Annotated in this window: 33 protein-coding genes; 4 read left to right on the top strand and 29 right to left on the bottom strand. The window is 70.9% G+C overall.

Features of this window, described 5'->3' with window-relative positions:
- Window positions 1-344: 344 nt before the first annotated feature.
- A complete protein-coding gene (locus VGB14_00475) occupies window positions 345-806 on the bottom strand; it encodes a hypothetical protein (GenBank protein ID HEX9991377.1) in 462 nt (153 codons plus the stop codon).
- An 84-nt stretch (window positions 807-890) separates the two neighbouring features.
- Between VGB14_00475 and VGB14_00470 the strand changes: the two genes are divergently transcribed.
- Window positions 891-1106: a hypothetical protein gene (locus VGB14_00470; protein ID HEX9991376.1), complete on the top strand. Its 216-nt coding sequence runs from the start codon at window positions 891-893 to the stop codon at window positions 1104-1106.
- Window positions 1107-1446: 340 nt separating this feature from the next.
- Here VGB14_00470 and VGB14_00465 read toward each other — a convergent pair whose 3' ends face one another.
- The 12 genes from VGB14_00465 to VGB14_00410 all read right to left on the bottom strand — a co-directional run bounded on the left by VGB14_00465 (window position 1447) and on the right by VGB14_00410 (window position 8210).
- Complete coding sequence (locus tag VGB14_00465; protein HEX9991375.1) at window positions 1447-1611, bottom strand: hypothetical protein; 165 nt, start codon at window positions 1609-1611, stop codon at window positions 1447-1449.
- A 10-nt stretch (window positions 1612-1621) separates the two neighbouring features.
- On the bottom strand, window positions 1622-2140 hold the full coding sequence (locus tag VGB14_00460; protein HEX9991374.1) for a hypothetical protein: 519 nt from the start codon (window positions 2138-2140) through the stop codon (window positions 1622-1624).
- Between the two features lie 99 nt (window positions 2141-2239).
- Window positions 2240-2524 carry a hypothetical protein gene (locus tag VGB14_00455; protein ID HEX9991373.1) on the bottom strand — a complete coding sequence of 95 codons (285 nt, stop codon included), beginning with the start codon at window positions 2522-2524 and terminating at the stop codon, window positions 2240-2242.
- Between the two features lie 210 nt (window positions 2525-2734).
- Entirely contained in the window at window positions 2735-2938 is a 204-nt protein-coding gene (locus VGB14_00450; protein HEX9991372.1) for a hypothetical protein, read from the bottom strand.
- On the bottom strand, window positions 2938-3861 hold the full coding sequence (locus VGB14_00445; protein ID HEX9991371.1) for a hypothetical protein: 924 nt from the start codon (window positions 3859-3861) through the stop codon (window positions 2938-2940). The genes VGB14_00450 and VGB14_00445 overlap by 1 nt, the downstream gene beginning before the upstream one ends.
- A gap of 172 nt (window positions 3862-4033) precedes the next feature.
- Entirely contained in the window at window positions 4034-4477 is a 444-nt protein-coding gene (locus VGB14_00440) for a hypothetical protein (GenBank protein ID HEX9991370.1), read from the bottom strand.
- A gap of 372 nt (window positions 4478-4849) precedes the next feature.
- Complete coding sequence (locus VGB14_00435) at window positions 4850-5122, bottom strand: hypothetical protein (protein ID HEX9991369.1); 273 nt, start codon at window positions 5120-5122, stop codon at window positions 4850-4852.
- A gap of 531 nt (window positions 5123-5653) precedes the next feature.
- Window positions 5654-6121: a hypothetical protein gene (locus VGB14_00430; protein HEX9991368.1), complete on the bottom strand. Its 468-nt coding sequence runs from the start codon at window positions 6119-6121 to the stop codon at window positions 5654-5656.
- Window positions 6121-6546, bottom strand: coding sequence for a hypothetical protein (locus VGB14_00425; GenBank protein ID HEX9991367.1), 426 nt, complete (start codon window positions 6544-6546; stop codon window positions 6121-6123). The genes VGB14_00430 and VGB14_00425 overlap by 1 nt, the downstream gene beginning before the upstream one ends.
- A gap of 1 nt (window position 6547) precedes the next feature.
- A complete protein-coding gene (locus VGB14_00420; GenBank protein HEX9991366.1) occupies window positions 6548-6706 on the bottom strand; it encodes a hypothetical protein in 159 nt (52 codons plus the stop codon).
- Window positions 6707-6717: 11 nt separating this feature from the next.
- Window positions 6718-7110, bottom strand: a complete 393-nt coding sequence (locus VGB14_00415; protein HEX9991365.1) for a hypothetical protein — start codon at window positions 7108-7110, stop codon at window positions 6718-6720.
- Window positions 7107-8210, bottom strand: a complete 1104-nt coding sequence (locus VGB14_00410; protein ID HEX9991364.1) for a DUF5047 domain-containing protein — start codon at window positions 8208-8210, stop codon at window positions 7107-7109. The genes VGB14_00415 and VGB14_00410 overlap by 4 nt, the downstream gene beginning before the upstream one ends.
- Before the next feature lie 30 nt (window positions 8211-8240).
- Here VGB14_00410 and VGB14_00405 point away from each other — a divergent pair, with 30 nt between their 5' ends.
- On the top strand, window positions 8241-8552 hold the full coding sequence (locus tag VGB14_00405) for a hypothetical protein (protein HEX9991363.1): 312 nt from the start codon (window positions 8241-8243) through the stop codon (window positions 8550-8552).
- Window positions 8549-8710: a hypothetical protein gene (locus tag VGB14_00400; GenBank protein HEX9991362.1), complete on the top strand. Its 162-nt coding sequence runs from the start codon at window positions 8549-8551 to the stop codon at window positions 8708-8710. The genes VGB14_00405 and VGB14_00400 overlap by 4 nt, the downstream gene beginning before the upstream one ends.
- Window positions 8711-8715: 5 nt before the next feature.
- Here the strand turns inward: VGB14_00400 and VGB14_00395 are convergent, their stop codons facing one another.
- The gene (locus VGB14_00395) at window positions 8716-13134 is read right to left on the bottom strand and encodes a hypothetical protein (GenBank protein ID HEX9991361.1); all 4419 of its coding nucleotides are present in this window, start codon (window positions 13132-13134) and stop codon (window positions 8716-8718) included.
- The gene (locus tag VGB14_00390) at window positions 13134-16910 is read right to left on the bottom strand and encodes a phage tail tape measure protein (GenBank protein HEX9991360.1); all 3777 of its coding nucleotides are present in this window, start codon (window positions 16908-16910) and stop codon (window positions 13134-13136) included. Before VGB14_00390 ends, VGB14_00395 begins: the two co-directional genes overlap by 1 nt.
- 63 nt (window positions 16911-16973) lie before the next feature.
- Here VGB14_00390 and VGB14_00385 point away from each other — a divergent pair, with 63 nt between their 5' ends.
- Complete coding sequence (locus tag VGB14_00385) at window positions 16974-17120, top strand: hypothetical protein (GenBank protein ID HEX9991359.1); 147 nt, start codon at window positions 16974-16976, stop codon at window positions 17118-17120.
- Window positions 17121-17124: 4 nt separating this feature from the next.
- Here VGB14_00385 and VGB14_00380 read toward each other — a convergent pair whose 3' ends face one another.
- The 14 genes from VGB14_00380 to VGB14_00315 form a co-directional block, all read right to left on the bottom strand.
- Window positions 17125-17301 carry a hypothetical protein gene (locus VGB14_00380; GenBank protein HEX9991358.1) on the bottom strand — a complete coding sequence of 59 codons (177 nt, stop codon included), beginning with the start codon at window positions 17299-17301 and terminating at the stop codon, window positions 17125-17127.
- A 161-nt stretch (window positions 17302-17462) separates the two neighbouring features.
- Complete coding sequence (locus VGB14_00375; GenBank protein ID HEX9991357.1) at window positions 17463-18059, bottom strand: hypothetical protein; 597 nt, start codon at window positions 18057-18059, stop codon at window positions 17463-17465.
- Window positions 18056-18553 (bottom strand): hypothetical protein, encoded by a 498-nt coding sequence (locus VGB14_00370; protein HEX9991356.1) that lies wholly within the window; start codon window positions 18551-18553, stop codon window positions 18056-18058. The genes VGB14_00375 and VGB14_00370 overlap by 4 nt, the downstream gene beginning before the upstream one ends.
- A gap of 3 nt (window positions 18554-18556) precedes the next feature.
- Complete coding sequence (locus tag VGB14_00365) at window positions 18557-18826, bottom strand: hypothetical protein (GenBank protein ID HEX9991355.1); 270 nt, start codon at window positions 18824-18826, stop codon at window positions 18557-18559.
- Entirely contained in the window at window positions 18826-18966 is a 141-nt protein-coding gene (locus VGB14_00360) for a hypothetical protein (protein ID HEX9991354.1), read from the bottom strand. The genes VGB14_00365 and VGB14_00360 overlap by 1 nt, the downstream gene beginning before the upstream one ends.
- A 225-nt stretch (window positions 18967-19191) precedes the next feature.
- Complete coding sequence (locus VGB14_00355) at window positions 19192-19602, bottom strand: hypothetical protein (GenBank protein HEX9991353.1); 411 nt, start codon at window positions 19600-19602, stop codon at window positions 19192-19194.
- Window positions 19599-19976: a hypothetical protein gene (locus VGB14_00350; GenBank protein ID HEX9991352.1), complete on the bottom strand. Its 378-nt coding sequence runs from the start codon at window positions 19974-19976 to the stop codon at window positions 19599-19601. Before VGB14_00350 ends, VGB14_00355 begins: the two co-directional genes overlap by 4 nt.
- Window positions 19976-20311, bottom strand: a complete 336-nt coding sequence (locus VGB14_00345; protein ID HEX9991351.1) for a hypothetical protein — start codon at window positions 20309-20311, stop codon at window positions 19976-19978. Before VGB14_00345 ends, VGB14_00350 begins: the two co-directional genes overlap by 1 nt.
- A 13-nt stretch (window positions 20312-20324) precedes the next feature.
- Window positions 20325-20756 (bottom strand): DUF6093 family protein, encoded by a 432-nt coding sequence (locus VGB14_00340; GenBank protein ID HEX9991350.1) that lies wholly within the window; start codon window positions 20754-20756, stop codon window positions 20325-20327.
- Window positions 20753-21289 (bottom strand): hypothetical protein, encoded by a 537-nt coding sequence (locus tag VGB14_00335; GenBank protein HEX9991349.1) that lies wholly within the window; start codon window positions 21287-21289, stop codon window positions 20753-20755. Before VGB14_00335 ends, VGB14_00340 begins: the two co-directional genes overlap by 4 nt.
- Before the next feature lies 1 nt (window position 21290).
- Window positions 21291-21941: a hypothetical protein gene (locus VGB14_00330; GenBank protein ID HEX9991348.1), complete on the bottom strand. Its 651-nt coding sequence runs from the start codon at window positions 21939-21941 to the stop codon at window positions 21291-21293.
- A complete protein-coding gene (locus VGB14_00325) occupies window positions 21942-22259 on the bottom strand; it encodes a hypothetical protein (GenBank protein ID HEX9991347.1) in 318 nt (105 codons plus the stop codon). It lies immediately after the preceding gene.
- Window positions 22260-22297: 38 nt separating this feature from the next.
- Window positions 22298-22528, bottom strand: coding sequence for a hypothetical protein (locus VGB14_00320; protein HEX9991346.1), 231 nt, complete (start codon window positions 22526-22528; stop codon window positions 22298-22300).
- A gap of 15 nt (window positions 22529-22543) precedes the next feature.
- A complete protein-coding gene (locus tag VGB14_00315) occupies window positions 22544-24052 on the bottom strand; it encodes a phage major capsid protein (protein ID HEX9991345.1) in 1509 nt (502 codons plus the stop codon).
- Window positions 24053-24090 lie beyond the last annotated feature (38 nt).

Raw genomic sequence — 24090 nt, 5'->3', positions numbered from 1 at the left:
CAAGGGCCGGGCGACGCGGTTCATGAACGCCTACCGCTCTGTCAACGAGCACGCCGACGCCAACGTCGGCTACGTCCTCGGCTACATCGAGCCGCCCGAGAAGCGCCACCAGATGTACGACCTGTTCCGCGTCGAGCATCCGGTGTTCGGCGGCAGGCCGTGAGATGCCGCAACCTTGACGACGACTCTCTACTCCTCGCCGCGTCCTACGGGGAACTCGTCGGGGCAGCCCGCCTGCACCCACTCGTCCAAACAGGCGATCAGACGCTCATCCGAAGCAGGAATGGTGAAGTTGTCGCCGGCCGAGGACGGGTCGACAAGCCCACCATTCCCGCCCGTTGCCGTCACGTCCGCACGCGTGGGGCGCCGATCCCGCCCGGGATCGCGGACTGGATCGCCGGGTCCGTCGTCCCCCTGTGCACCCCGAAGTAGGCGAGGACCGCCCACCCGAACGTCACCACGAACCCGACTACCGCGTCCAACGTGAACACCCCGCCGCCAGCCACCGCCCCCTCCACCAGCGCCGCAGCCGCGGCCAGCGCGACGAGGGTCAACTGCTTCACGGCGGGTGACGCGAGCTTCGCCGTCGCCACCGACACGAGCATCGGCAGCACCGTCCCGAGGACGAGGGCGAGGACGGTGAGGTCCAGGTTGAACAGGACGTAGTCGCCGCCGTCGGACACCACCTCACCGGGCGGCGCAAGCTCCTGCGCGCCGGCTGCGGGGGCGAGGAAGGCGAGGACGGCGAGTGCGGCAGCCGCGACGAGGACGAACCATTCGCCGAGGCCGAAGCGGTGACGGGTCATGTGCTCTTGGGTAGCGGGCCCGGGTTTAGCGGGAACGGATGCAGGGACAGGCGGGACGTGGGAGAATGAGCAGGACGGCTTGTGGTGAGCCCATCGTTTCCTCCTTGTAGCCGGGGCGGCGCACGTACCGAGTGGTTCCTCGTCCGGGAAGCCGAGACGGAACTGGCCGCGGTGCGCGTCGCGCAGTTGTGGGCGTCGGTCGTCGAGGAGCGCAGGCTGCTCGCCATCGCCATGGACGAGACAGCGGCCGCCCTCCGCGCCTTCGCCGAGGCGTGGAACAGCGGACCGCTCTGGAATTGAACCGGCGCTAGACGCGACGAGGCCCCGCTCACGAAGGAGCGGGGCCAGTTCGTCGCGTCAAGGGCCGTCTACCGCCGCGACGCCGGTCCTCGTCCTCGTAGTCGACGTGGGCGGGCGGCAGCCGCCACGGCGCGTACTGACGCCGATAGGCGACCAACGAGAGCCCGAGAGCGGCGGCACGCTCCTGCTCCCACGCCTCGTCAACCTCGGCCTGCATGGCCCGACCGTAGTCGGCGACGCCTACTCGAAACACTCTAAACCGAGACTCTAAACGAGAAGTTTAGAGTAGGCGGGTTCAGTACCAGTGGTTGCCGCGCATCAACCGCCTCCCTTCCGCCGATCAGTCCTCCGGAACCGCTTCCCATCCCAGCGCGTCGAGGCCGCCCGCCTCCCGGATGGTGCGGTACACGTCCGCCGACGAGTAGGCGGCACGCGACGGGCAGCAGGGCGGCGAGCCGTAGGCCGAGCGGGTTCTGCCACAGAACAGGCACATGTCGTCAGCCACGACAGCCTCCTCAACCTCCCGGTGGCGTCGGCGTCGGACACAGCAAGTCGGCCGCCAGATAGTCCTCAGCCGCCTGCTGCAACGGGACAGCGTCGCCGATCAGCTTGTCGGCCCGGTCCACCAGCGCCACCACATCGGCGTCCGCCGCGTCCGCCCGGTCAGCGACGATCCTCACGATGCTCGCGATCAGGAAGGAGTTCCCCGCCGTCTGACGGGCGTTCAACGCCCCCACCTCGCGGGCCAGCTCCGACACGCACTCCCGGTTCTCGGCGACCGCCACCGTGTACGCCTGCTCACGGCGGGCCTGCCGGTCCCGGGCCTGAGTCGCCCGGAGATTCACCACCACCACCCCGCCCACCGCGAGCAGAAGGACGATGGCGACGGCGAGGACGGCGACGGTGAGGTGCCGCCAGAACCGCTCCTCCCGAAGCTCGTCCGTGGCGTCGGCGACCGCCCGGATCACGGGGTCAGCCATCTCGGCCTCGGTCAGCCTCCGTCTGCTGTCGCTCCGCCCGTTCCAGCCGCTCACGGTGCTCCTCGACCGCCCTCTGATGCTCGTCCAACACCCGGCAGAACGCCGCCTCCAACCGGTCCAACCGGTCCGGCCGCCGCGACTGCCACGGCCACCTCACCGGTCCTCCAGCCGCCGCTCCGCCCGCTCCAAGAAGAAGATGAGCCGGGCCACCTGCTCCGGGGAAGGAAGCGAAGTGACCCGCTCGAGGACTTTCGACGACGCCGCCAGCGCCGCTGTCGACTCGGACAACGCGGGAAGCGCCTGCTCCAACTGCTTCGCGGCCCGCTCCCGTTCCTCGCGCAGCTCCTTGCGCTGGTCGAAGAACAGCCAGAGCAGCAGCGCCAACGGCAGCGCAGCCGGCCCATAGAAGGCGACGAGGGCCGCCCAGTCGAACGACAACAGTCACCGTCGCTTCCCGTGGTTGTCGGCCGATCGGCCCACGTCACCTCCACGCCGTCACGTATCCGGATGGTCGGCGGCGGCTCTGTCTTGTCGGGTGGGCACGCGCTCGGCGTACTCACTACGGTCGTCCATCTCCGGTTCCCTCTCAGCCAGGGGATCGGGGTACAGGCCGGGGCGTCTGTTCACGCAGGCGTCCCGGCCGCCTCCTTATTGCGTGTGGCCCCGCCGGTGGAACAGGTCGAGGTAGTCGGCGAGCACGTCGACGGTCGACTTGCCGTGCTCGATTCCGACCGACGCGCACGACGCCCGCAGGCCCGGCTCACGCAGACGCGCGAGGCAGGCGTCGCAGTCCGGCCACTGGCCGCCGAAGCCGTCGTCGTACCAGCGGAGCGCCTTCGTGGCCGTGGGCATCACGCTGCCGGCACGAACTCCGGCGGGTCGCCGAACACCGACGGATCGCCGCCGGCTGAACGGAACGACGCCAGACCCTCGGCGCGCTCATGCAGGATCGCGTCGCGCTGCGGCCCCGGCGGCGTCTTGATGAGGTCGATGTCGGCGGCGGCGATCTTCGCGCTGGCGGCGTTGCGGCGGGACAGGTTCGTCTCGGCCGCCGAGGCGGGGTCGGCGGCGAGCGCAGCCTTGACCTTGTCCTCGACGACCTGGGCGATCTGCTCGATCGTGATACCGGCCAAGGGGTCCTCCTCCTCGTTCGGGTTGACGCTCAGGTACGGCTCGGCGGCGGTGAAGTCGCCGGGGTCGCGGTGGGTGTTCTCGGTGACGTGCTCGTGGCCGCAGATGCCGTCCCAAGCGCGCCACTCGTCGGGGCTGAACCGGCGCGCCGCGGGGAGGTCCGGGTACTTCGCCCAGCCCTGCGGCGGGAACCTGAGAGTGCAGTAGCCGTGGTCGATGCACCACCACACCAGCCGGCGAAGCGTCACCTTCTGGGCGTCGGTGAGGCCCGCCCAGCCGCCGGAGGCGACGCCGACGATCTCGACCTGCACGACGTTCCAGCGGTTCGTCTCGACACCGCCCGGCGGGTTCAGGAGCGCCCGGCTGGTCCGCCTCGCGGAGCAGTGGACGTAGAGGGTGCCGTCACGGTCGAGGGTCCACGTTGGGAAGTTCGGGTGGCCGAACCCGTCGTAGGTGGTGGCGCCGTTGTTGATGTCCTCGCGGAGGGTCGGGTGGTACCAGAGGCTTTCGGTGGTGTGGAGCACGAGCCGGTTCTTGATGCCCGGCATGTCGGCGCCCGTGAGGGACAGCGAGGCGAGGTCGAGGACGGCCCACGGCGGGAACTCGTCGGCCGGGAACCCGGCCTGCTCGGCGGTTCGGCTCATGCGCGCATCTCCTGCTCCCAGCGGCGGCACCACTCGTCCACCGCCTCCCCGTCGAACGGCTCACCCTTTGGCTCAACCCGACCCGCCAACCACCGAGCAGCCGACTCCACGCCCCGCAGAACGTCCGCCAACACAGCGCGGGCGACCATCAGCAGGGCACGCTCCACGGGGGTCACGCACTCTCGCTAACCCGCCGCGAAACAGGATCATCGGATGCAGGGCGCGCCGACCCCCACCCCGCACGCGGCTTCGTCTTTCCCGACACGATGTTCCGGGCGTACGTCTCGGACACGTCGAACCGAGCGGCCAGCAGCCGGAACGGCACCCCCTTGCCGTGCAGGCGACGCATCTCGTCAGCCACCTCCACCGTCACACCCGGCGAGCGCGGCTTCCGCTTCGACGCACGCGTCGGCTCAGGTGGGCACCACGACTCGATCTCGGGCCGGCCGTCGCGGAAGTCGGCGAGCAGCCGGTACAGGTCACCGTCCGACAGGTGGTCGTAGCGGCCGCCGTGCACCTTGCGGAGCCGGTCGTCGCACCACGCCGCCACCTCCCGTTGTGGGAGGCCGGCGAGCTTGTCGGTGAGGTGCGGGTTGCCAGGGTTCGGGTCGGGCACCGCCCAACCTCCGGGGTGCGACGGGCCGCCCTGACGGCAGCGACCGTCGCCCCAACCCCGCTCCGCGGCGAGGATGCAGGAGGCGTAGAATGGTGGCCGTCCCGGGAGTGGAGACCCGGACCCCGCTAACAAAGGAGAGCCAGCATGGAAGCCCCGGCCCTTCTCCACAGTGGGGCCGGGGGCACCACCCCCGTCGTATCCGACCGCGGCGTCGGCCTCTCTGATCTGACTGTCGGATGGGCGCAGGGGAGGCTCGCCGCTTCCCTACCCGGCCGCCGGCCCGGCGTGTCCCTCCAAACAGGGGCCGCCCGGCGCACCCTCTGAGCCGGGCGGCCCCAGCCGGAACCTACGGCGGCATCCGGAAGCGACGGCCTACACGACCACCCAGACAGCGCCGTCCCACCGTTTCAGCGGCTTCGACTCCCACGCCGACCCGGTCCACACCATGAACGGTGTCGCCACCCACGCCGTACCATCCCACCGCTTCAACGCGGTGACCGTCACGGCGTCCAGGGAGCCGGTGGCGCCGACGGCGACCGCAGCCTTCCCAGCGAACGTCGTGAGTCGGGTCGCCGTCCCGGTCGCACCCGCGGCGGCGACGGCTGAGGCAGCGAACCGGCGTCGCAACCGGAAGATCGCAGCCACCCCGGAGTCGGCGCCGTTCGCTGTGCCTCGGAGGCCTGCTGTGCGGGCGACTGTCGCCTTCGCGGCCCCCGCCGCGGGTCCACGGCTCGACAGTCCCCGCAGGAGGGTCGGCGCCGCCCTGGCCGCCCCCGCCGTCGCCGCAGCCCCGGACAGCCCGGTAGAGCGACGCAGCGTCCCCGCGGCGCCGCCAGCGGCCCCAGCGGTCGCTGACAGGCCTCTCGTCGCCACGAGGGACCCCCCCGACGACCCGGCCGCCCCGGCTGTGGCGACGACCGACCGGACGACGGACAGCGACCCGGACCCTCCCGACGCCGAACCCGACGAGCCGGACAGGTCGACAACGACTGCGGGCTGTTCGATGATGCTCGACGGCGCCGGAGCCGGGCCGGGCGGGATGACGAGCTCCTGCGGGGTATCCGCCGGGAGGATCTGGCCGTGGCCGGCCGCCCCCGCCGTGGCGCCCATGTTCGCCGACCCGGTGCGGAGGAACGTCGCAGCCGGGGCGCCGCCTAGGCGCTGATGCGGCACGGTCTACGCCTGGATCTCGGACCAGACCACCGTCGTGAAGATCTGGGCGGCACCGGCGATCACCGGCGTGACGAGGATGACCGACGTGGAGCGGGGCACGTCCAACCCCTCAGGGAACACCCAGTGGAGGCCGGCGCCGATCGCGGCGGGGAGCGCCTGCCGGCGGAGCCGGCTCGCCGCGGTGAAGGTCGGGGCGGCGGTGAACGCGTTGGAGAAGACGCCGGTGAGACCCGAGTTCGCTATGTTCGGGTTCTCCTTGTTCGCCGCCCCGAGCGTCGGCGCGTTCGACCCGCCGGTCCCCTGAGCGGTCGCCCGGTGAAGCTCGACGTTCGTCGCTGTCGCCGCGCCGAGCGTGACGATCAGCTCGTGGATTTTCGCGACGACTGACGCGCCGTTGCGGAACTCGAAGAACGGGGTGTCGAGCGCCGGGGCGGCGGACGTGAGCGTCGCTGCTGAGTAGCGGTCGGCCATCAGAACGTGTCCGTCGGGTCGCCGAGCTGGATCGTCAACCCGGACGCGGCGAACGAGGCGGTGTCGCCGGAGGTGATCGACTTCGACGTGGTCAGCGCCCCCCAAATCTGGACGGTGCCACCCGACGACGCGGCGAACAGGCCGAAGTGGGTGATCGTGCCCCACGACCCGGTCGCCGCCGGGAAGGTGATGGCGTTGGCGTTCGACTTCGTCGCCGGGGCCGTCCCCGTGGCGGCGGCCCAGTCGGCGGCCGCGGTGGAGACCCGGGCGTAGCCGTTGCCGGACGGTTCCGTGAAGTTCCCGCCCGCGTCGGTCGGGGTGGTCGTGGAGAGGGCCACGAACCAGTTGGCCGGCGGGGTGTAGGTGCCGTCGTTGAGGACGTGGTCGAGGATCGCCTGTTCGAGAGTGTCGATGAACCCTGCCATGTCAGCCGTCCGTGAAGTGGTCGTCGCAGAGCTGCGCGAGTTCCGACGGGGGGAGGTCCGAGCGGCGGGTGCCTGCGTCGAGCCGCTTGAGCGGCGATCCGGGCGGGTCGCCGTCGCCGGCCACCATCACCGGCTTGGCGAGCACCTTCGGCTTGGTCATGGCTGCTCCTACTATGAGGTGTCGACCCAGAGGTCGTTGACGGCCGGGGATACCGGGGCGGTAGGGCCGACGGTGAGCGAGGCGGCGTTCGACGTGAGGAACCCGGTGAAGTCGGGGGCGGCTGCGACGGTGCCGGGGACGCCGACGGGGACGAAGTCGGTTCCGCCATCCATCGTCGGCGCCAACGCGATCCGCGCCCCCACCTCCGGCAGATCGGTCCCGAACCACGGCACCACATACCCGTCCACCGCCGACCCGATCGACACCGTCACCGTCGACGCGTCCGAGTCGACCGCGGTGACGGTGCCGTAGACGAACCGGCGGCGCGGCGGGCGGGACGCCTCGACATCCTTTGCGAGCCGTGAGGTGACGGCCCGGGCGGCGCGCTCGGCGGCGCTGCTCACCCGGTCACCACCCGCCGCCGGCAGCCCACCCGCATCGGCTCCGCCGGATCCGTCGAGAAGTCCAGCTCGTCGATCACGTACTCACCGTCGATCCCGCGGGACGGGTAGCGGACCCGGATCACGTCGCCCACGTCGTGCGCCGGGTTCACCGGAGCGGACATCGTCAGCCGATGCTGCGAGCCGAGCGCCTCGCGGAGCAGGCCCCGGGCGGCGGCCTCGGCTTGCAGGTTCGTCATGACCTTGTCGTCCGACTCGGTCTGAGCGTGGTTCCCGTACGGCCCGTCGCGCCTCGTCGGGGAGGTCGGGTCCTCGTCCCACGCTTGGCCGATCACGTCGGCCGTCAGCCGGCTGTTCGTGCCCTCCACGATGATCCCGTTGGGCACTTGGCGGGGGTCGGCGGCGAGTTCCCGGACCACGTCGAACACGACGTTGTCCACTCCTTCCACGTATTCGAGGATGCGGGTGGCGTCCTCTTGGGTGTCGCGCAACTGGAATTGGCCGGCGGCGTTGACGGCGAGGTCGTGGCCGCCGGATTCGGCGAGGTCGAGGAGGAGCGACCAGTGGTCCTCGCCGTAGGGGAACACCATCGGAGGGACGGTCCACGGGGAGGTGATGGCGACGAGTTCGGCGGCCTCGTAGCGGGCGGTGAGGACGCGTCGTACGGCTTCGTCGATGGTGATGCCGGAGGGGATCACGTAGGGGTAGGGGGCGCCGGGCTGGACGTTGACGGAGCGGTCTTCGCCTTCGGTGGGGATGGAGCCGAGGCCGTCGTCGTCCATGCTGACGAGGCGGTAGATGCCGGCGGGGGCGAGTTCTTCGGTGCCGTCGTCGTAGGCGAAGCCGATGCGGACGCGTATCTCGGTTCCCCATGGGGAGAAGCGGGCGCCCGCGGCGGTGGGCCAGAGGGTGCCGTCGGGGTCGAGGGCGGTGAAGGTGACGGAGCGGCGGGTGGCGTCGCTGAGGCGGACGTTGATCTCTGCGGAGGTGAAGGGGATGGGGTCGCCGACGGTGTTGCCGCCGGTGACCACGTCGACGTAGGCGACCTGCTTGGCGGTGCCGGTCCTCGCCGTGGTGAGGAACAGGTCGGACACGGGCCACATCAGAGGACCGTGTCGTCGTAGGATGGGCGCATGGCTGAGCCGGTTGGTCCGCGTCGCGAGGGTGAGACGGTCGAGGAGTGGCAGCGACGGGTCGGGGAGGCGTGGGGCGACGTGGTCGCCGCCCAGCCGCCTCTACGGGAGCGGCCGTTCTGGCCGGCGGACACGCACGACCACGGACTCGCCGTCGACGTGCTGACCGAGACCGCTGAGGCCAACGCCGCCGACATGCGGGACTTCGTGAAGAGCTGGCAGTTCCCCGGCGTCGAGAGCGCCGAAGAGGCCGGGCGGCGCATCGGTGAACTGATCAGAAGCGGACGCTTCGGCGAGGCGTCCGCCGAGTGAGCGACCTGCACCCCCCGTTCGTTGCCGCCTTCGACCAGTACCAGGCAGCCGTGCGGGACACTGGTGGCCCCACGATCCGCTCGTCGTACCGCACGCAGATGAGCGTCGCCGTGCGCTGGATCGCGCAGTGGCTCTCCCGTGGCGGCTCGCTGAATTAGACCCATCAGGGCCTCGCCACTTCGACGTAGTCGACGGTGTGCTCGTAGAAGTGGCGGGTCGGGAACGGCTCGTCCAGCCGGGGTGCGGCCCGCACCTGCCGGCGTGACCGGTCGAGCGGCACGAAGTAGGTGTTCTCCCCGAGGACGTGCCGGAGGAGGAGCGGGCGGCCGTCGGCGGTCAACGCTCTGAGCGCGTCGTGGGCGGCCTTGTCGAGCGTGCGGAACGGGAACGTGCCGGTCGCCGCCTGGCGGGTGGCGACCCGGACGATCGGGTCGGGGCGGCCGTCGGCGTAGAACACTCCTGCGGGGAGGGCGTCGGCGTCTTCCATGTCGATCGGGGCGACGGGGACCGCTGAGCCGCGGGTGGTGGGGTCGGACAGCCAGGCGTCGGTGACGCCGAGCAGGGTGAACCCCGTGGACGGTCCCCATTCGCTGCTCACGTAGCCGGGGGTTTCCCGCCAGACGCGGAGCCGGTAGAGCCGCTGACGGTTGGCGGGGAGTTCCTCGTCGGTGGCGGCGCCGAACAGGTTCTCGGAGAGGGGGAGGACGGTGGCGTCGCGGACCGGCTGCCAGGTGACGCCGTCGTCGTCGGAGAACTGGATTTCGGCGTAGTGGGGGACTTCGACGGTGAGGTCGGCGGCGGCGAGGGCTTGCACGTCGGTGAGGGACGCGAAGGCGGGGGGGTTGGCGCCGATGGAGAACAGCCACGCCTGCTGCGGCGGGCCGGTCGTCTCGACGTACGGCACCCACGCGTAGCCGCGGGCGGAGGCGAGGGCGATGCCGCCGACGGCGGGTGAGCCGGACGAGGCGAGAGCGCCGACGTTGAGGTCGATGTAGTCGTGGGGGGTGACCGGGGCGACGCGCAGGGAGGCGAGGTCGACGGCGATCTGGTCGCCGTTCGTGGCGCCGCGGAAGCGGACGACGACCTTCGCCTGCGTGGCCGTCGACGGCGACAGGGTGGCGGCGTGGACGCGGTGCGGGTCGACGGTGTCGGCCGGCCGCCACGGTCCCGTTCCGGTGCCAGCCGGGGCTAGCGCGTCGGTGAGGGGGACGACTTCGATCCGCACGTCCCTGGCGACGGTGACCGCAGTGACATCGGCGTAAGCGCCGATCGTGTACCTGCCGGTCCGGAACTCGGCGGGGATCGGCACGACATCCGACTCCCACTCCGCTTCGCTACCGGCCCCGGCTTTCGTGGCGACCAAACGGCCGCCGTTGTCCGTGGAGTGGTCGATGCCGGCGGTGCCATCGGGGGACGACCAGCCGGTCACGTCGACAACGAAGGTGGGGTTGTCGAGCAGTTCCGGTCGGGCGAGAAGCGGCGACTCGGGGGTGTAGACGTTGACGTAGCCGCCGAGCTGGACTTCCCACACCCGGCCGGACGCAGAGTCCACAGCGATGTCGGCGGTGGCGCTGTTCGTCCCTGATCGTGGCGGGAGGGCGAGTGTGTCGGGCGTCGGCTGCACCCCGGCCCGGTTCTCCCATCCTGACGACGCCTCGGCTTCGGTGTACAGCGCGCCGGCGGGGCAGTAGACGTGCGTGTCGCTCGCGAACGTCGGTGTGACACCGGCGGCACCCTTCGAGGTGAGCCACAGGGTTCCGTCCACCCACCAGACGGCGCGGCCGAACTGCCGGTCGAAGTCGGCGTCGTACGTCTCGGCGCCGGTGAGGAAGTCGTTGACCGGAAGGAACGCCGCGGTCAGCGGCTCCACCGTCCCGGCTTCGCGGTCGAAGGTGAACACCTGCGCCATGTTCGGCCAGTCGTCGGCGCCTACCGCCGTGTCGTACACGACCGAGAACCGCTGGCCGTCGTCGGCGTCGATCACCGGGGACGCGGCGACGTGGATCGGCGGCTGCTCCAGCAGGTCGCCGCCGTCGGTCTCCATGTCCGGCAGTTGGTAGTAGGCGACCGCCGTGCCGGGGTCGTCGGCCACGTCGAACACGGCCAGCGCGCCGGACCGGCCGCCCGCCGGGAAGTCCTGCACTGCGACGACGACGTGTCGGCCGTCGGCCAGCAGGGCGCTGTTCACGAACGTTCGTACCGCCCGGTACGTCTCGCCGTGGCTGTTCGTCGCCTCGGGGAACAAGGCGTCGGCGTCGGTGGCGCCCAACGAGACGACCGCCTTGTCGTACAGGTCGGCCGCGGTGAACGTCAGCTTCGGGTCGGCCACCAGCCGGCCGGTCGCCACCTTCTTCCTCAACCCGGCCATCACCGGGAGGTGGCCGTCGGCGGCGACGTTCTGCCCCGAGTACGGCTGCGGGGAGAACGCGACGAGCCGCTGACCGAGCGGGGACCGGATGCGGTGCCACCGGCCGATCGGGGCGCCGCCGTTGCCGGTCGTCCCCGACACGGAGAGGTCGCCGGTCGTCGTCGGGAACTCCACCGTGTAGGGCGTGTCGCTGCTCGGGTCGAACACGGGGGCTGACATCCGCGACGGGGCGCCCGACGTGGCTCGCACGACCTGCCCGTCGGGTGCGACCGTCGGCGGCCCGGCCCCCGCGCTGTCGGGCTGCGCCAACCCTGCGACCGCGTGCGTCTCCCCGATGTGGGCGCGGGGCAGCGGCGACGCCCACGTCCCGAACGACCCGGACGCCCCGTACACGGTTACGTCGACCGGGTCCACTTCCGGCACCGCCGCCATCAACGCCACCCCTGGCGCCGACAACGCCGCGGTTGCCGGGGCGAAGAACGCGAGCAGCACCGCTGCCTGCACCGCTCGCCCCTCGTCCAACAGGTGGCACGAGGTCTCCTGCACCAGCCGGGCCTCCACAAGCGGCATCACCGGCCCCACCAGACACCCCTCGTCGGCGACCAGATGGGCGACGATCCGCTCGGTGATCTGCACCGACTCGTCGTCCACCGAACAGCGGGTGCCCTCCTCGTAGTAGGGCATCGGCGACACGTAGATGGGCACGTCGTACAGGCCCCGCATCGCCGTGACGAGGTCGTCGGCGAACCCGGCCAGCTGCGACTCGGTGTAGAGGAGCACGTCGTCCTGGTGGAGCAGCACCTGGAACCACCACACCACCGGCTCCGGCGTTGTCGCCTCATACGACACGAGCGCCGCCCACCGGTCGGCGAACTCCTCGTGCCAGTTGCCGAGCGTGCCGCCGTCGTACACCGGCACCCCAGCCACGCTGTCCGGGTACCGCAAGTCCCACCCTGAGTCGGGCTGCTCGCGGCCCGCCTCGTTCGCCGCGTGCCGGGTCAACGACCCGCCCATGATCGCCTTCCGGCCCGCGCCCACCCCGACCGGCGTACCGATCGTCAGTCGTGCCGCCGGCCCCGGCACCGACCCGTCCTCCACGACCACCAGCGGCGGCGCCGACGGGTACACGACCGCCTGCTGCCAGTCGATCTCGTACCACTCGGACACGCGCCCGGCGGCGTCCGTCGCCCGCCCGACGATGATGTACCGGCCGTTCGGCAGGTCGACCGTGAGGTCGTAGTACAGGACCGGCCCGAGGACCGTCGCCTCCACGAGCGCCGGAGAGGTGGCAGCGTCCCACCCGGCGATGAGCCGCTGCGCCTTCGTGAAGATGCGGAACTCCCACGACGCCAGCGGGTCGCCCTCCGCGTCCAAGTAACGGGGTATCACACGGGGGCGGGTCGTGTCGGTCACCGTGTGCCGCGGGGCGACGATCTGGAACTCGGGTGGCGACGACGCCACCACCAGATGCGGCACCCCGTACAAGTCCAGCGCCCGGTAGATCAGCGGGTCCGGGTCGGCGGAGCGGACGACGAGGTCGCGGTACTGGCCGGCCTCGTCGTGCAACTGGATCGACGACGGATCCATCCCCCCGAACGGGAACAGCGTCCCGTACCGGTCGAGGAGATAGCCGCGCTGGCCGGCCGGGTCCGACCAGGACGCCGGGTCCACCCACATGCCGACGATCCGGTCCCAGCCCTCGGTGACCTTCGGCAGCGGGCCGGCGGCGATGCGGGAGCCCGCCCGGGCGAACAGCGTCCCGTTCCCCGACGCCACGATGTGCTTCTTCGACGTGTAGTCCATCGCGAAGCAGCGGGCGAAGCCGCCCGGCGTCAGCACGTCCGACTGGCCCGTGATCGCCGGGGCGCCGCCGATGTTCTCAACCTGGCCGAACCAGTTCATCCGGTACCCGGCACCGGTGGCTGCGCCGGACCACGCGAAGTCCCGCCACTGCTGGTCCGCCGTGATCGTCGGGTCAGCCTCTGTCGCCGCGCCGAACGCCCGGGCGTGGCCCCGCGCCGTCCCCACATACCCCGACGTGGTCAACCAGTCGGTCACCTGCAACGACACCGCCCGGTCGTCGTCCGACGGGAACCAGTCGATCGGCTCCGGAGACACCATCCCGCCCCGAGGCCGGACGACCGCGTCGGACCACAGGGTGAGCATCTGCTCGCCGTCGGTCGGGTGAATGTCGAACGCGACGGCTTCGGCCATCAGCGCGGCCTCCTCGTGAACCCGCGGCGCATCCGGTTCACCCCGTCGACCATGACCTCGGACGCCACCACCCGCGACTCGACCCGGACGATATCGGTGATCTCCCGGTCCCCCATGAACACCCGCGCTTCGACGTTCACGTTGACGTTCGGCATCCCGACCGGCTCCGGCGCGCCCGTCCCGTTGTACGCCAACGACAGGCCCTGAGGGAGCCAGCCGCCCTGGTCGTAGGAGAACGGGGTGAACGATCGCGGCATCCCGACGACCTCCATGTGCCACGGCTCCCGCGGCACCGGCCAGTGAACACCGAGCGCGTAGCCGACCGGCCGGTCATAGGCCGTCGAATCGGGGGCGTGGTCGATCGCGAGACCCAGCTGGTGGTTCGACGACCCCGGCGGGGCGACCAACGTCAGCGACGGGTCGCCGGCCAGGTACCTCGCGTACAGGGCGGCCTGCTCGGCGTACGACCGGTAGCCGGACACGATGTAGTGCCCGCCGCCGGTCAGCGCGTTCCACAGGTTGAACTTGCCGAGCAGGATCGGGTTGAGTCCACCGGCGTCACCGGCGAACGACGTGGCCGCCAACGTCCGGTCGATCCACGCCCCCACCTCGCCGCGCATGTACTCCCAGCCGGCCTTGTAGCCGGTCTCCAACGGGAACGCGAGCGGGTCGAACTCGGGGGTCGGCGGCAGGTCGGCGGACGACATGAACATGTTCGCGAAGTCGCCGGTCAGCACCCCACCCGTCGCGAACCGGCGCACCCGGAACTCGTCGGGCACCCGGTCCTTCGGGAGGACCGCCATGTCGTACCAGTCGGCCGCCACGTTGAGGATGGCTCGGCCACGGGACCGGTCGCCGAACTTGGGAAGGTACGCCTCCCCACCGGTCTCGGGCTCGTTCCACAGCCGGACCACCCGGCCGTCGCCGATCTGCGGCGAATGATCTTCGAACACCGCCCCCCGAGCGTTGGCGTACACCGTCACCCGTGATGCCCCGACCGCACCCAAGAGAGGGTTGATCCCTTCTTGGAGTTCAAGGCCCGCCGCACGCGTCACGTCGCGGACGATCCCAGGGGTCACACCGAGCCGGGTAGCGATCGCCCACACCGTCGCCGCGGCGCCGAGGTCGGCTGCGGCAGTCATGATCCGCATGCCGGTCGTCTGCTCGGCCCCGGCGTTCGCCATGATCGTACGAACCTCGGCCGGCGTCAGACCCAGTTCGTCGGCGACCGACCGGTAGGTGGCGTGTGCCCCTTGACGGGCGATCTCGTTCATCACCCCCATCTGCAACCCGAGCAAGCCGTTCGCCTCCGAGATGATCCGCTGCACCTCCTGCGGCGTGACCCCGGTCTCCTCAGAAATCGCTTCGGCAGTGGCTCGACCGCCCTGTCGGCCATAGGCAGCCATCACCTGCATCTCCGTGTCCACGGCTCCGGCTGCGTTCGCCATCTGCGGCTTGACCACGTCGTTGACGAACGCCTGCAATTCGGCGTCGGACGCCTTCGCCATTTCAGCGATCAGACCGGCCGCTTCCGGACCCCACCCGGCCATCTCGGACGCGACATCCTCGCCGGCCCGCATGGCGATGATCCCGAGGTTCGTGCGCCACTCGGTCTGCGCCTGCACCTGCTCGCGCAGCTTGTCCATGTACTCGTCGATCGCGGGCACCGCCCGGTCGCGGAAGTCCTCCCACGACGTGGCCGCCTTGTCAGCACCGTCGTGGGTGGCGTTCCACCACGAGATCACCTCGTTGGCGTTGTCCGACAACTCCTGAGCGTTGTCCTGCAACAGGTCGTTCCACGTGCCGACCGGGTCGAGGAACGAGTCGTTGATCCCCTCCAACGACTCCAGCCACTTCTCATGCGCGTCCCGGGCCGCCTTCGCCGCCTCCGTCTCGCCGCCCAACTGCTCCTCAAGGTCGCCCACGTCCTCGCCGAGATCGCCGGTAGCGTCGCTCAGATGGCCGGTCGTCTCCACGCTGGCCTGCTGCTCCGCCTTCACGGCCTGCAACGCGGGGAGCAGGTCCCGGTAGGCGCCCGACAGGTCGATGTCGTACCGGTCGGCGAGTTCGCGTACCGCCTCCTCGGACAGGCCGAGAGCGGCGGTGAGGCCGGGCATCGACTCCTTCCAGCCGGTCAGGTTCCTCTGGACGACTTCGGCTTCGGCGCCGGCCATCCGCATGCGGAACACAAGCCGGTCGAGGGCTTCGCCCATCTCGTTGGCTTCGCGCTGCGACTCGGAGGTCTCCCACCACGGCTGGATGTTCCAGAAGCCGGGGTCGGCGGCCTGCTGCGCTTCCCGCACCTGCTCGCTGAGACGCTCGACGGCGGTGCCGAGGTCTTCCATGTTCGTGAGGTCGAGGTCGGCGGTCGCTGACGCGACGACTTCGGCGACTTCGGCGTCGATCCGACCGAGTTCGGCGGCGACGACGCCGAGTCCCACTGCGGCAATCGCCGCGGCCGGCCCGACCTTGCCGAGAACGGTGTTCGCCGTGGCGCCAGCGGTGCCCATCGCGGCAAGCGCCTCTCGGGCGGCGTCGACCTTCGGCTTCAAGTAGGCGATGCCGCCGCCGAGGAACAGGAGGCCGCCGCCGAGGCCGGACACCGCGGTGGCGGTCGTCTGGATGGGGGCGGGGAGGCCGCCGAGGCCGTTGACGAGGTCGGTGGCCGTCTGAACCATCGTCCGCATCACGCCGTTCGCCTGCGAACCGGCGCCGATCAGGGTCGTCTCCAGCGACCCGCGCAGCGACTCCAGGTCGCCGGCCAGGTTGTCGAGCTTCTCGGCGGCGAGGTCCGCCGCGTACCCCTGGTCGGTGACGTTCTCGGTCCACCGGCCGACCGCCTCGGCGCCGCCCTCCATGAGGATCGTCGCGCCACGGACCGCGTCGGCGCCGAACAGGGTGGAGAGGGCGGTAGCGCGCTGCTCGTCGGACAGGCTCCCGAGCCGGTCCTGGAGCTGCTCGGCGACGCTCGCGATCCCGGTGAAAGCGCCCTCCGAGTCGAAGAACTGGAGGTTCAGTTCGTGCATCATCGACGCCGCCTCGACCGACTGCGGCACGAGGCGTTGCAGCATCGTCTTGAACGACGTGCCGGCGTCGGACCCGTTGAGGCCCGCCTGGGAGAACATGGCGAGGATGCCGCTCGTCTCCTCGATGGTCAGCCCGAACTGGTCGGCGACAAGGCCCGACTGCTGGAGGGCCATGCCGATGTCCTCCACGTCGGCGGCGCTCTTGTTCGCCGCGGCGGCGAGGGTGTCGGCGATGCGGGGCACATCGGAACCGGCGAGGCCGAACGTGTTCATCCCCGCCGCGGCGATCTCGGCGGCCCTGGCGAGGCTCAGGTTCCCGGCGGCGGCGAGGTTCAGCGCGCCGGTCAGGCCGCCGCCGAGGATGTCCGCGGTGGACACGCCGGCCTTCGCCAGTTCGGTGGCGCCCTGAGCGGCCTCACCGGCGGAGAACACGGTCGCCGCGCCGGCCTCCAGCACCGCGGCCCGCAGCCGGCCCATTTCCGACGACGACGCCCCCGATACGGCGCCCAGCTCGGAAAGCTGCCGCTCGAACTGGGCGGACGCGTTCACCGCCAACCCGAACCCGGCGACCATCGCCCCGCCGACGACCATCGCCCCCTGGCCGAGTTGTTGCATGTTGGCGCGGGACTTGGTGACCGCCTGCTCCTGCTCGGTGCGGAACCGTCGGGTCGTGTCCGACGACCGCTTCATCCCCTGCTCGTAGTTGGAGGTGTCGGCCCGCAACGCGATGTCGATGTTTCTCCATGCCATTTCGGGTGATCACCTCCTTCGCGTATCTGCGAGGGTGCTGCGAGCCTCTTACGATGCGTGTCCGTGTCGAACCGTCGAGCGCCGTCCACCAACCCGTGGCTGGTGGTGATCGTCTGCCTGGCCGTGGTGATCGCCGCCGCGATGTGGCAGCGGGCGCAGACCGACGCACGGGTTCACGACGAGGTGTGCGAGATCACCTCCGACTGCTGAACGGCTACTCGTCGTCCTCCGGGCGGCGGCGTCTCAGGAACACCTTCGGCGGCACCCTTCGCTCCTCGTCCCGCAGTTCCTCGGCGAGCGCGTAACGGAGGCGGCACCCCTCGCATTCGACGGCGTCGGCGACGAACGGGGGGTCCGGCAGAGGCCGCCCGGTGACCGGGTCGCGGAGCATGTCGTCGTGCGCGCTACACGACGGGCAGCGGGTCCGCTTGTCGATCAGCCAGGCGAGCGACTTCGCCCGCTCAAGCTCCGGCCAGTCAAGCCACTCCCGATGCTGGATGCGCAGTTCGCCGAAACAGAGGTCGAGTTCGAGGCGAAAGTCGTCGTCCTCCCTCAGTCTTTTCCCAGGTCACCGACACTGGTGTTGACCTTGGACAGCGCCTCGGCGTTCTGGAACAGCAGGTCGAGGTCACCTTCCGGCCACGCCCGAGACGCCCACATCTGCTCCGCCTCAGCCGGATGAAGCGAGTCGGCAACCTCGCCGTCGCCGAACTCGATACGCGCCACAGCGGCCGCCACAAGGGCGGCCGGGAACGTGTCCGTGTTGTATCGCAGCGGAGCCGGGACCGCCTTGCCGTTCCCGACGGCGGCGAGAGCCTCGGCCATCGCCCGCTTGTACTCGGCCTTCTGCTGGTCAGTCGGCGGGTGCTCCGCCTCCAACGCGTCCCAGACCTTCGGGTCGACCGGCTCGAGAGTAAACCGGATCAGCCGGCCCTTCAACATCGCCTGGAAGGCCGCCAACTCGGCTTCGGCGTCGGCGACCTCAACCGGGTTGACCGGAACCCCTCGCGGCGGGTTCTGCGCCCGCAGGACCCGTCCCTGAAGGACGCGCAGACGGTCAGCGTCCGCCGGGTTCTCGGCGAACGCGACGATCTCCTGGCGGACCGGCCGGTTGAGGAGGCGGGCGACGACCTCGTCGCGCCCGCTCACGCTGCGACGGTGCCGTCGAGGGTCGGGACCTGCGGCGCGAAGTTCACCCGGAACTGCGCCGGCCCGTTCAGCGCTCGCAGCTTCGTCCGCGTCGAGATGCGCGCCGGCCAGGTGTCGATGTCGTTGCCGGCGGCGATCGCTGCGGACGGCGACGCGGCCTCCACGAACGACACCCACACCGACAGGCCCGGGTCCGACGCGTCGTAGATCACCGTGCTCGCCGTGCCCCGCCAGAACTCCAGCGACGACTCGGCGTAGGTCTCCTCACCGGGGATCGTCCCTGTGCGGTAGGAGAGCGCGTCGGGGGTCGGGTCGTTGGCGACGTTGACCTCCCAGCCGTTGATCCCGTCGGCGGCGAGCGCCTCGTCGTTCTCGACGCCGCGGAGGTCGACACCGGCGGCCAACTCGGCGATGGTCGGGGCTTCCAGGTCGGCGGGGGCGACGGTCATCATGATCACCCGGAGGCGGCCGTCGCGGAGCGAGTAGCGGGACATGGGTCAGCCCTCCTTGGGGCGATCGTCGGGCAGGGACGGCATCGGCGGGGGGTAGTCGACGGCTTCGACGAGAGCCTCGGCGACGGCCGCCTTGGTGGAGCCGCGGGTCCGGGTCACCCCGGCGGCTGCGGCTGCCACTTCCAGCTGGTCGCGCTTGAGGTCGCCGACTTCGACGAAGCCTCGGGACTGGTACTTGGTGGTGAACGAGGATCGGAGCGTCCGGAAGGTGCGCTCCGGGTTGTCGGGGTGGGCTATGACGACGGTGTCGGCCATCAGGAGTCCTCGGCGATGCGCTCAGCATCGAGTTCGTCAGCGCACGCCTGGGCGTGCTTGGCGATGATGCGCAGCGTCCGAACGAGGCGCGTCGTGTCGCTCCCCACTCGGATCGACACATCGGTGTTGGTGTAGGACACGACGGGCCTCCTCATGGACGGTCAGACGTGGGACAATGGAGGACGTGTGGGACGACGAGACGCCCCGGTGGGAGTTGGAGGCACGACTGGTGACGGCGCTCAGCCTCCACGCACGGGTGTCATGGGACAACGAGCCGACGTACTGCTGGGAGTGCATGCAGGCTTGGCCGTGCGACACGGTCCGCGCCCTGAACGGCGTTCCGTTGTCCGAGCCGCGCCTAGCGGTTAGGCCGGGGTCGTGCGCAGCACGTAGCGGTCGCCGATGGAGACCAGCGCCCCCTCACGGATCGGAGCGCCCTGCGCGTACTCGTCCCGCTCGAACACCACCACCCCATCGACGGTGATCGGGTTCACGTAGGCGCCGTTCCCGTTCCGGCCGAGGATCGCGGCGCGGACCTTGTCGGCCATCCACTCCGCCTGCCACCGGTCCTTCCCGACCGACGACACCTGGTAGACGCGGTCCACGTCGGCATGCGGCCACTGCGCCGGCCCGTCCGACGAACCCCCTGGGATCGGGTACACCACGGCGAACGGTTCCACGCCGGCCGGGGGGCGGTCGAGGTCGCCGACGGGGCGGGTGGTGGCAGCGGCGAGCATGTCGATCAGCGCCTGCGTCACCTTCCGCCGGTCGTTCACGGCAGCCCCAGCTCGCCGACGGCTTCGGCGAAGTCGTCCCACACGGCATCGGCAGCAGGCCCCCAATGCGGACGGGGAGGCTGGTCGATCTTCGCTCCCCGCTTGTCGGTCCCGTGGAACCCCTGCTCCGACCGGAACCCGCCCGGATGGTGCGTCCCCACCGTCGCCCCCACGAACTTCGCCCGGATCGGCTGGATGCCCATCGAACCGTGGTAGTCCGGCATCCCCGGGTCCGAGCCGAGCGCCTGCCGGGCGTTCCCCTCCACCTCGCCGAGCAGGCGCTGCGCGTACGCCCCGACCAGGCCGACGGCGCCGCTCTTCGCCTTGGAAGCCAGCCCGGCGATGTCCCGGGCGACCTCGTCGGCCGACGCCATCAGGCCCCCGGGATGCGGATCACCGCAACCGTCAGCGACGTGACCCCCGAGTAGGACACGTCGGCGAGACCGCCGGCACCGGCGAACCGGCCCGGGTCGAACGGGCCGATCATCCGTTCCTGCCCCGCCGGCACCGCCACGGCGATGTTCACGTCCGTCCCGTAGTCCGACGGCCGCTTCGAGTCCACCGTCACCGTGATCGACCCTCCGGAGCCGTTCACCACGTGGAGGAACGTGTCGGGCCGCGGCCGGAACTTGTCGCCACCACCCGCCGCCGTCGTGTAGGCGGGGCTCAGGCCGGTGAGGGAGACGTTCTGGGTTGCGAGGGTCGCCATCGGAGGCTCCTTGTCAGACTCGGGGGCCGCGCTCGGCCTCGTACAGCGACAGACGCCGGGCGACGGTCTTCGACACACGCTCGACGCCGACAACGACCAACGGCCGGTCGATCAGCGACTCGTCTCCATCCGGCCCCACCGCTGTCACGGTCACCACGTCGCCACGCTCGACCACCGGTGCCGAGAGGGGGATGCGGCAGTCGTACTCCACCGGGTACACCGCGGCACCGCCCTGCTCCTCGTCGCGGCTCTGACGCGTCCGGGACGCCGCCACGAACAGGCACGGCCCCGTGTATACAGTCGTCGTGTCCGGGGCTGGCGGTTCGAGGGCGCCGGTCTCCTCGTTGCGTACGTCGTCGCCGACGCCTTCGCGGTCGCGGGTGATCGTGCAGGCGTCGAGCATCTCGGCTTCGACGAGAGCGCGGAGGTCGGCGAGGTCGGTCACGGCGCCACCGGCAGCATGAACCGGGCGAGCAGCTCGGCCTCGTCGAACCGCAGCCCGTCGGTGGCGGTGGTGTCGTAGGTGACGGAGTAGTCGGCGACCGACTTCGCCTTCACCGCTCCGGACGGTGCCGGGTCGCCGGAGCGGAGCATCCGGTAGGCGATGCGGCACACGACGCCGACCAACTCGGCAGGCACATCTTCGTAGCCGTGCGAGTAGGTGACGGTCACGATCCGGCCGCCGGTCGGCCACCTTCCCGGCCGCCACAGCCCTCCGGCCGTGTCCCACGTGTACTCGCCGGCCAGCAAGGACCGCCCGTCGACCGCGACGGCGGTCACGTCGACCACGGGAAGCTGCGGGAGTTGCAGCCTGCGGCGGCCGTAGGAGTCGAGGGTGGCCGTGTCGCCCTCGACAAGCTCGATGGTCTGACCGGTGACGGCCTTGACGATGGCGTCGGCTTCGGCCAGGTACACCTCGGCCCGGTCGGTGTCGGTGATCGTGAACCGGGCTTGGAGGTCGGCGAGGGAGGCGAGCATGTCAGTCGTCCCCCTCGAAGGTCATGGAGCACTGACAGTTGGCGTTGTTGTCGGCGCCGCCGATCGGGTCGCCCGGGTAGTCCATCCCGTTGCCGAACCGGGAGCCGAGCGGGACGGCGGAGCCGTTCATCGCCGCGTGCTTCGCCCGGGGGTTCCCGGAGTTCACCACCCAACGCTTCACACCGCGGCCCGCCTGGCGGGCGCCGATGAGCGACCCGAAGTTCGACGTGGTCGTCACCGACGACGACGCCACCTGATCCAGCCGGACGCCGAGCAGCACGCCGAGCACTCGGGCCAGTTCGGCGTCCGGCTCGTCGGCTGTCAGCGCCTCGTCGAGCGCCGCCTCGGTGGTGCCGTTGATGTTCTCGGCCGACAGGCCAGCGGACGAGATGAGGAACCCGTCGAGGTCGCCGGGGTTCAGCCGGTCGCCTGCTTCGTCGGCGGCGAAGTCGACGGCGGTGAGCTTGTTACGGAGCAGCAGCCGGTCCCGCAGGACCCCATCCCAGCGGGACCGGTCGAACACGCTGCCCACCGTCGTCGCGCCGGTCGCCTCGTGGAGCGACGTGACGGTGACGGCGATGTCCTCGAACACCTCCCCCAAGTCGGCGCGGTGGGCGGCGACGTAGGGGGCGCGGCGTTCGAGGTAGCCCATCTACTTCTTGTCGGGGGCCTTGCCGGCCTTGGCGACGCCGTCCTTCACGACGGCCGCGGGGGCGTCGGGGTCGGACAGCGAGTTCGCCTCCGCCATCGCCGGGTCGTTCCGCTCGCCGGTGAACTCGCCGGAGTTGGCCTTCTCGCGCTCCTCGACCACGTCGCGGCCGAGGTTGCCGGCCTCAGCGGCCTTCGGGCCGCCGGCCAGGTTCTGGCCCTTCTCGTCGGCGTCGTCGGCGACGACACCGGCGGCGGGCTGGAGCGGGGCGAACGGCGACGCGGGGGACCGCTCGTCCTCGGGGGGGTACATGTGGGGCATCGGGCTTCTCCTTGGGAGGTTCGACGACGACAGCGCCATCAGGCGGCCGGGTCGGGAGGCAGGGGGATGTTGCGGCGCTCGCCCGGCCCGCTGGTCGCCTGCTCCATCACCTCGTCCACCGGCTGCAACAGGTGGGCGTGGGTGGCGACGAGCGGGTCGTCCGCCGAGATGAGCCGCCCCGCCGGGTACACCCGCGGGAAGCCCTCGTGTGGGACGGCGAACGACTCGCGGACGCGGTAGGCGGCGGGCTTGAAAGCGGACCGGGCCATGAGCACCCTCCAGGGTCAGGTGACGTTGAGGAGCCGGAACGCCGCGGTGTTCACCACGTCGGCGCCGTTCCGGTAGTAGGCGAACCAGCCGCGCTGGCCGGTCGGCCGGCGGTTGGCGCCCATCAGGTGGGGGATGAACTCGACGGTCATGCCGACCCGGTCGGCGATCACGTAGTTCGAGAAGTCCCCGAACAGCAGCACGTAGTTGTCGCTGGCGGCGGTGATCGTGCCGTCCATCGCCTCCGCCTCGTACACCGGCTTGCCGATCAGCCCGTCGGGCCGGTCCTGGCCGAGGGTGGCCCACAGGCCGGCGCCGCCCTGGGTGTCGAACTGGCGGGCGAGGGAGTAGATGCTGTTGTTCGACAGCCACGACGCCCTCGCCCGGTACCGGGCGGGGAGGGCGTTGTACAGCCGGTACAGGTCGCCGATGGCGAAGGTGTCGGTCGTGGTCGAGTCGACGGTGCGGTCCGGGGAGCCGCCGTCGGTCGCCGAGATCGCCGACAGCACCCCCACCGGCTGGTTGGACGCGGCGACGCCGGTGACGAACACCTGCGACTCCAGGTCCTCTCGGCCCTGCGCGAGGAGCCGGCCGACCTCGTCCGCGACGTTCGCGGCGTCCATGTACGCCTCAAGCGAGATCGGGACGAAGCCGCGGGCGGTGCGGATCGTGATCGACGGCTGAGCGAAGGTCGGGGTGTCGTCCGACACCTCCGCCGCCTCCGCGTCGTACGACCACGACACGGCGCCGGCCGACACGCCGTTCCACACGTCGCCGGTGGCGACGACGGTCCGGGCGATCTGCCGGACCTGGTTGAACGACCCGTCGGAGGTGATGATCACCGTCGGGTCGAGCTGGAACGGGACGAGGAACCCGCCGGCCGCGTCGGTGAGCGACATGGCCCGGTCGACGGCGGCCCGCTCCTCCTCGTTGAGCACCTCGGAGCGGCCCTGGGAGCGGGCGAGCTTCGTGAACGCCCGCAGGTACGCCGGGGACGACGTGGCGAGCACCAGCTCGGACAGCTCGCCCTTCTCGTTGTCCCACCGCTCGATGATCTGCGTCGCGCCCTCGCGACGCCGATCGGTGGTGCCCTGCATCTTCTCGATGGCGGACTTGGCGCGGGCGCGCAGCTCGGCGCCCCGGGCGGTCGGGGTGAGACCCATGCGCATCTCGGAGATGTCCCACGGGTTGTTGAACCGGCCCTCCTCGATGGAGTCCGGCTCGCCGAGAGGGTCGGCGTCGAAGTCGTCGGAGCCGCGCTCGGTGCGGCCCCCGCGGGCGGCGGTCGCCGACACCCGCTCCCGCTTGACGCGGAGGAGGTCGGCCTGCCGCTCCAGGCGGCGCTTCTCGGCGGTCAGCTCGTCGAACTCGGCGGTCAGCTCGCCCCAGCGCTTCTCGTCCTCGTCGAGCAGCGACCCCTCCTTCTCGGCGCGGACGTTGAGCCGCTCCAGGTGGTCGCCGATGTCGTCGAGTCGGCCGCAGATCTGCTTGTAGGTCAACGTGGGCCTGGTGTCCGTTTCGGACATGTCACACCTCTCCGTGTGCGGTCGCCTCGTACTCTTCG

The sequence above is a fragment of the Acidimicrobiales bacterium genome (genome assembly GCA_036399815.1).
Taxonomy (GTDB): domain Bacteria; phylum Actinomycetota; class Acidimicrobiia; order Acidimicrobiales; family DASWMK01; genus DASWMK01.
This window is presented reverse-complemented; position numbering and strand designations above follow the sequence as displayed.

What these genes read in the sequence shown, in the direction of transcription:
- VGB14_00475 (HEX9991377.1), bottom strand. Translation starts at nt 806, where the DNA reads ATGACCCGTCACCGCTTCGGCCTCGGCGAATGGTTCGTCCTCGTCGCG.
- VGB14_00450 (HEX9991372.1), bottom strand. Translation starts at nt 2,938, where the DNA reads ATGCCCACGGCCACGAAGGCGCTCCGCTGGTACGACGACGGCTTCGGC.
- VGB14_00445 (HEX9991371.1), bottom strand. Translation starts at nt 3,861, where the DNA reads ATGAGCCGAACCGCCGAGCAGGCCGGGTTCCCGGCCGACGAGTTCCCG.
- VGB14_00430 (HEX9991368.1), bottom strand. Translation starts at nt 6,121, where the DNA reads ATGGCCGACCGCTACTCAGCAGCGACGCTCACGTCCGCCGCCCCGGCG.
- VGB14_00425 (HEX9991367.1), bottom strand. Translation starts at nt 6,546, where the DNA reads ATGGCAGGGTTCATCGACACTCTCGAACAGGCGATCCTCGACCACGTC.
- VGB14_00420 (HEX9991366.1), bottom strand. Translation starts at nt 6,706, where the DNA reads ATGACCAAGCCGAAGGTGCTCGCCAAGCCGGTGATGGTGGCCGGCGAC.
- VGB14_00410 (HEX9991364.1), bottom strand. Translation starts at nt 8,210, where the DNA reads ATGTGGCCCGTGTCCGACCTGTTCCTCACCACGGCGAGGACCGGCACC.
- VGB14_00405 (HEX9991363.1), top strand. Translation starts at nt 8,241, where the DNA reads ATGGCTGAGCCGGTTGGTCCGCGTCGCGAGGGTGAGACGGTCGAGGAG.
- VGB14_00395 (HEX9991361.1), bottom strand. Translation starts at nt 13,134, where the DNA reads ATGGCCGAAGCCGTCGCGTTCGACATTCACCCGACCGACGGCGAGCAG.
- VGB14_00390 (HEX9991360.1), bottom strand. Translation starts at nt 16,910, where the DNA reads ATGGCATGGAGAAACATCGACATCGCGTTGCGGGCCGACACCTCCAAC.
- VGB14_00380 (HEX9991358.1), bottom strand. Translation starts at nt 17,301, where the DNA reads ATGCTCCGCGACCCGGTCACCGGGCGGCCTCTGCCGGACCCCCCGTTC.
- VGB14_00370 (HEX9991356.1), bottom strand. Translation starts at nt 18,553, where the DNA reads ATGTCCCGCTACTCGCTCCGCGACGGCCGCCTCCGGGTGATCATGATG.
- VGB14_00365 (HEX9991355.1), bottom strand. Translation starts at nt 18,826, where the DNA reads ATGGCCGACACCGTCGTCATAGCCCACCCCGACAACCCGGAGCGCACC.
- VGB14_00350 (HEX9991352.1), bottom strand. Translation starts at nt 19,976, where the DNA reads ATGGCGTCGGCCGACGAGGTCGCCCGGGACATCGCCGGGCTGGCTTCC.
- VGB14_00345 (HEX9991351.1), bottom strand. Translation starts at nt 20,311, where the DNA reads ATGGCGACCCTCGCAACCCAGAACGTCTCCCTCACCGGCCTGAGCCCC.
- VGB14_00335 (HEX9991349.1), bottom strand. Translation starts at nt 21,289, where the DNA reads ATGCTCGCCTCCCTCGCCGACCTCCAAGCCCGGTTCACGATCACCGAC.
- VGB14_00330 (HEX9991348.1), bottom strand. Translation starts at nt 21,941, where the DNA reads ATGGGCTACCTCGAACGCCGCGCCCCCTACGTCGCCGCCCACCGCGCC.
- VGB14_00325 (HEX9991347.1), bottom strand. Translation starts at nt 22,259, where the DNA reads ATGCCCCACATGTACCCCCCCGAGGACGAGCGGTCCCCCGCGTCGCCG.
- VGB14_00320 (HEX9991346.1), bottom strand. Translation starts at nt 22,528, where the DNA reads ATGGCCCGGTCCGCTTTCAAGCCCGCCGCCTACCGCGTCCGCGAGTCG.
- VGB14_00315 (HEX9991345.1), bottom strand. Translation starts at nt 24,052, where the DNA reads ATGTCCGAAACGGACACCAGGCCCACGTTGACCTACAAGCAGATCTGC.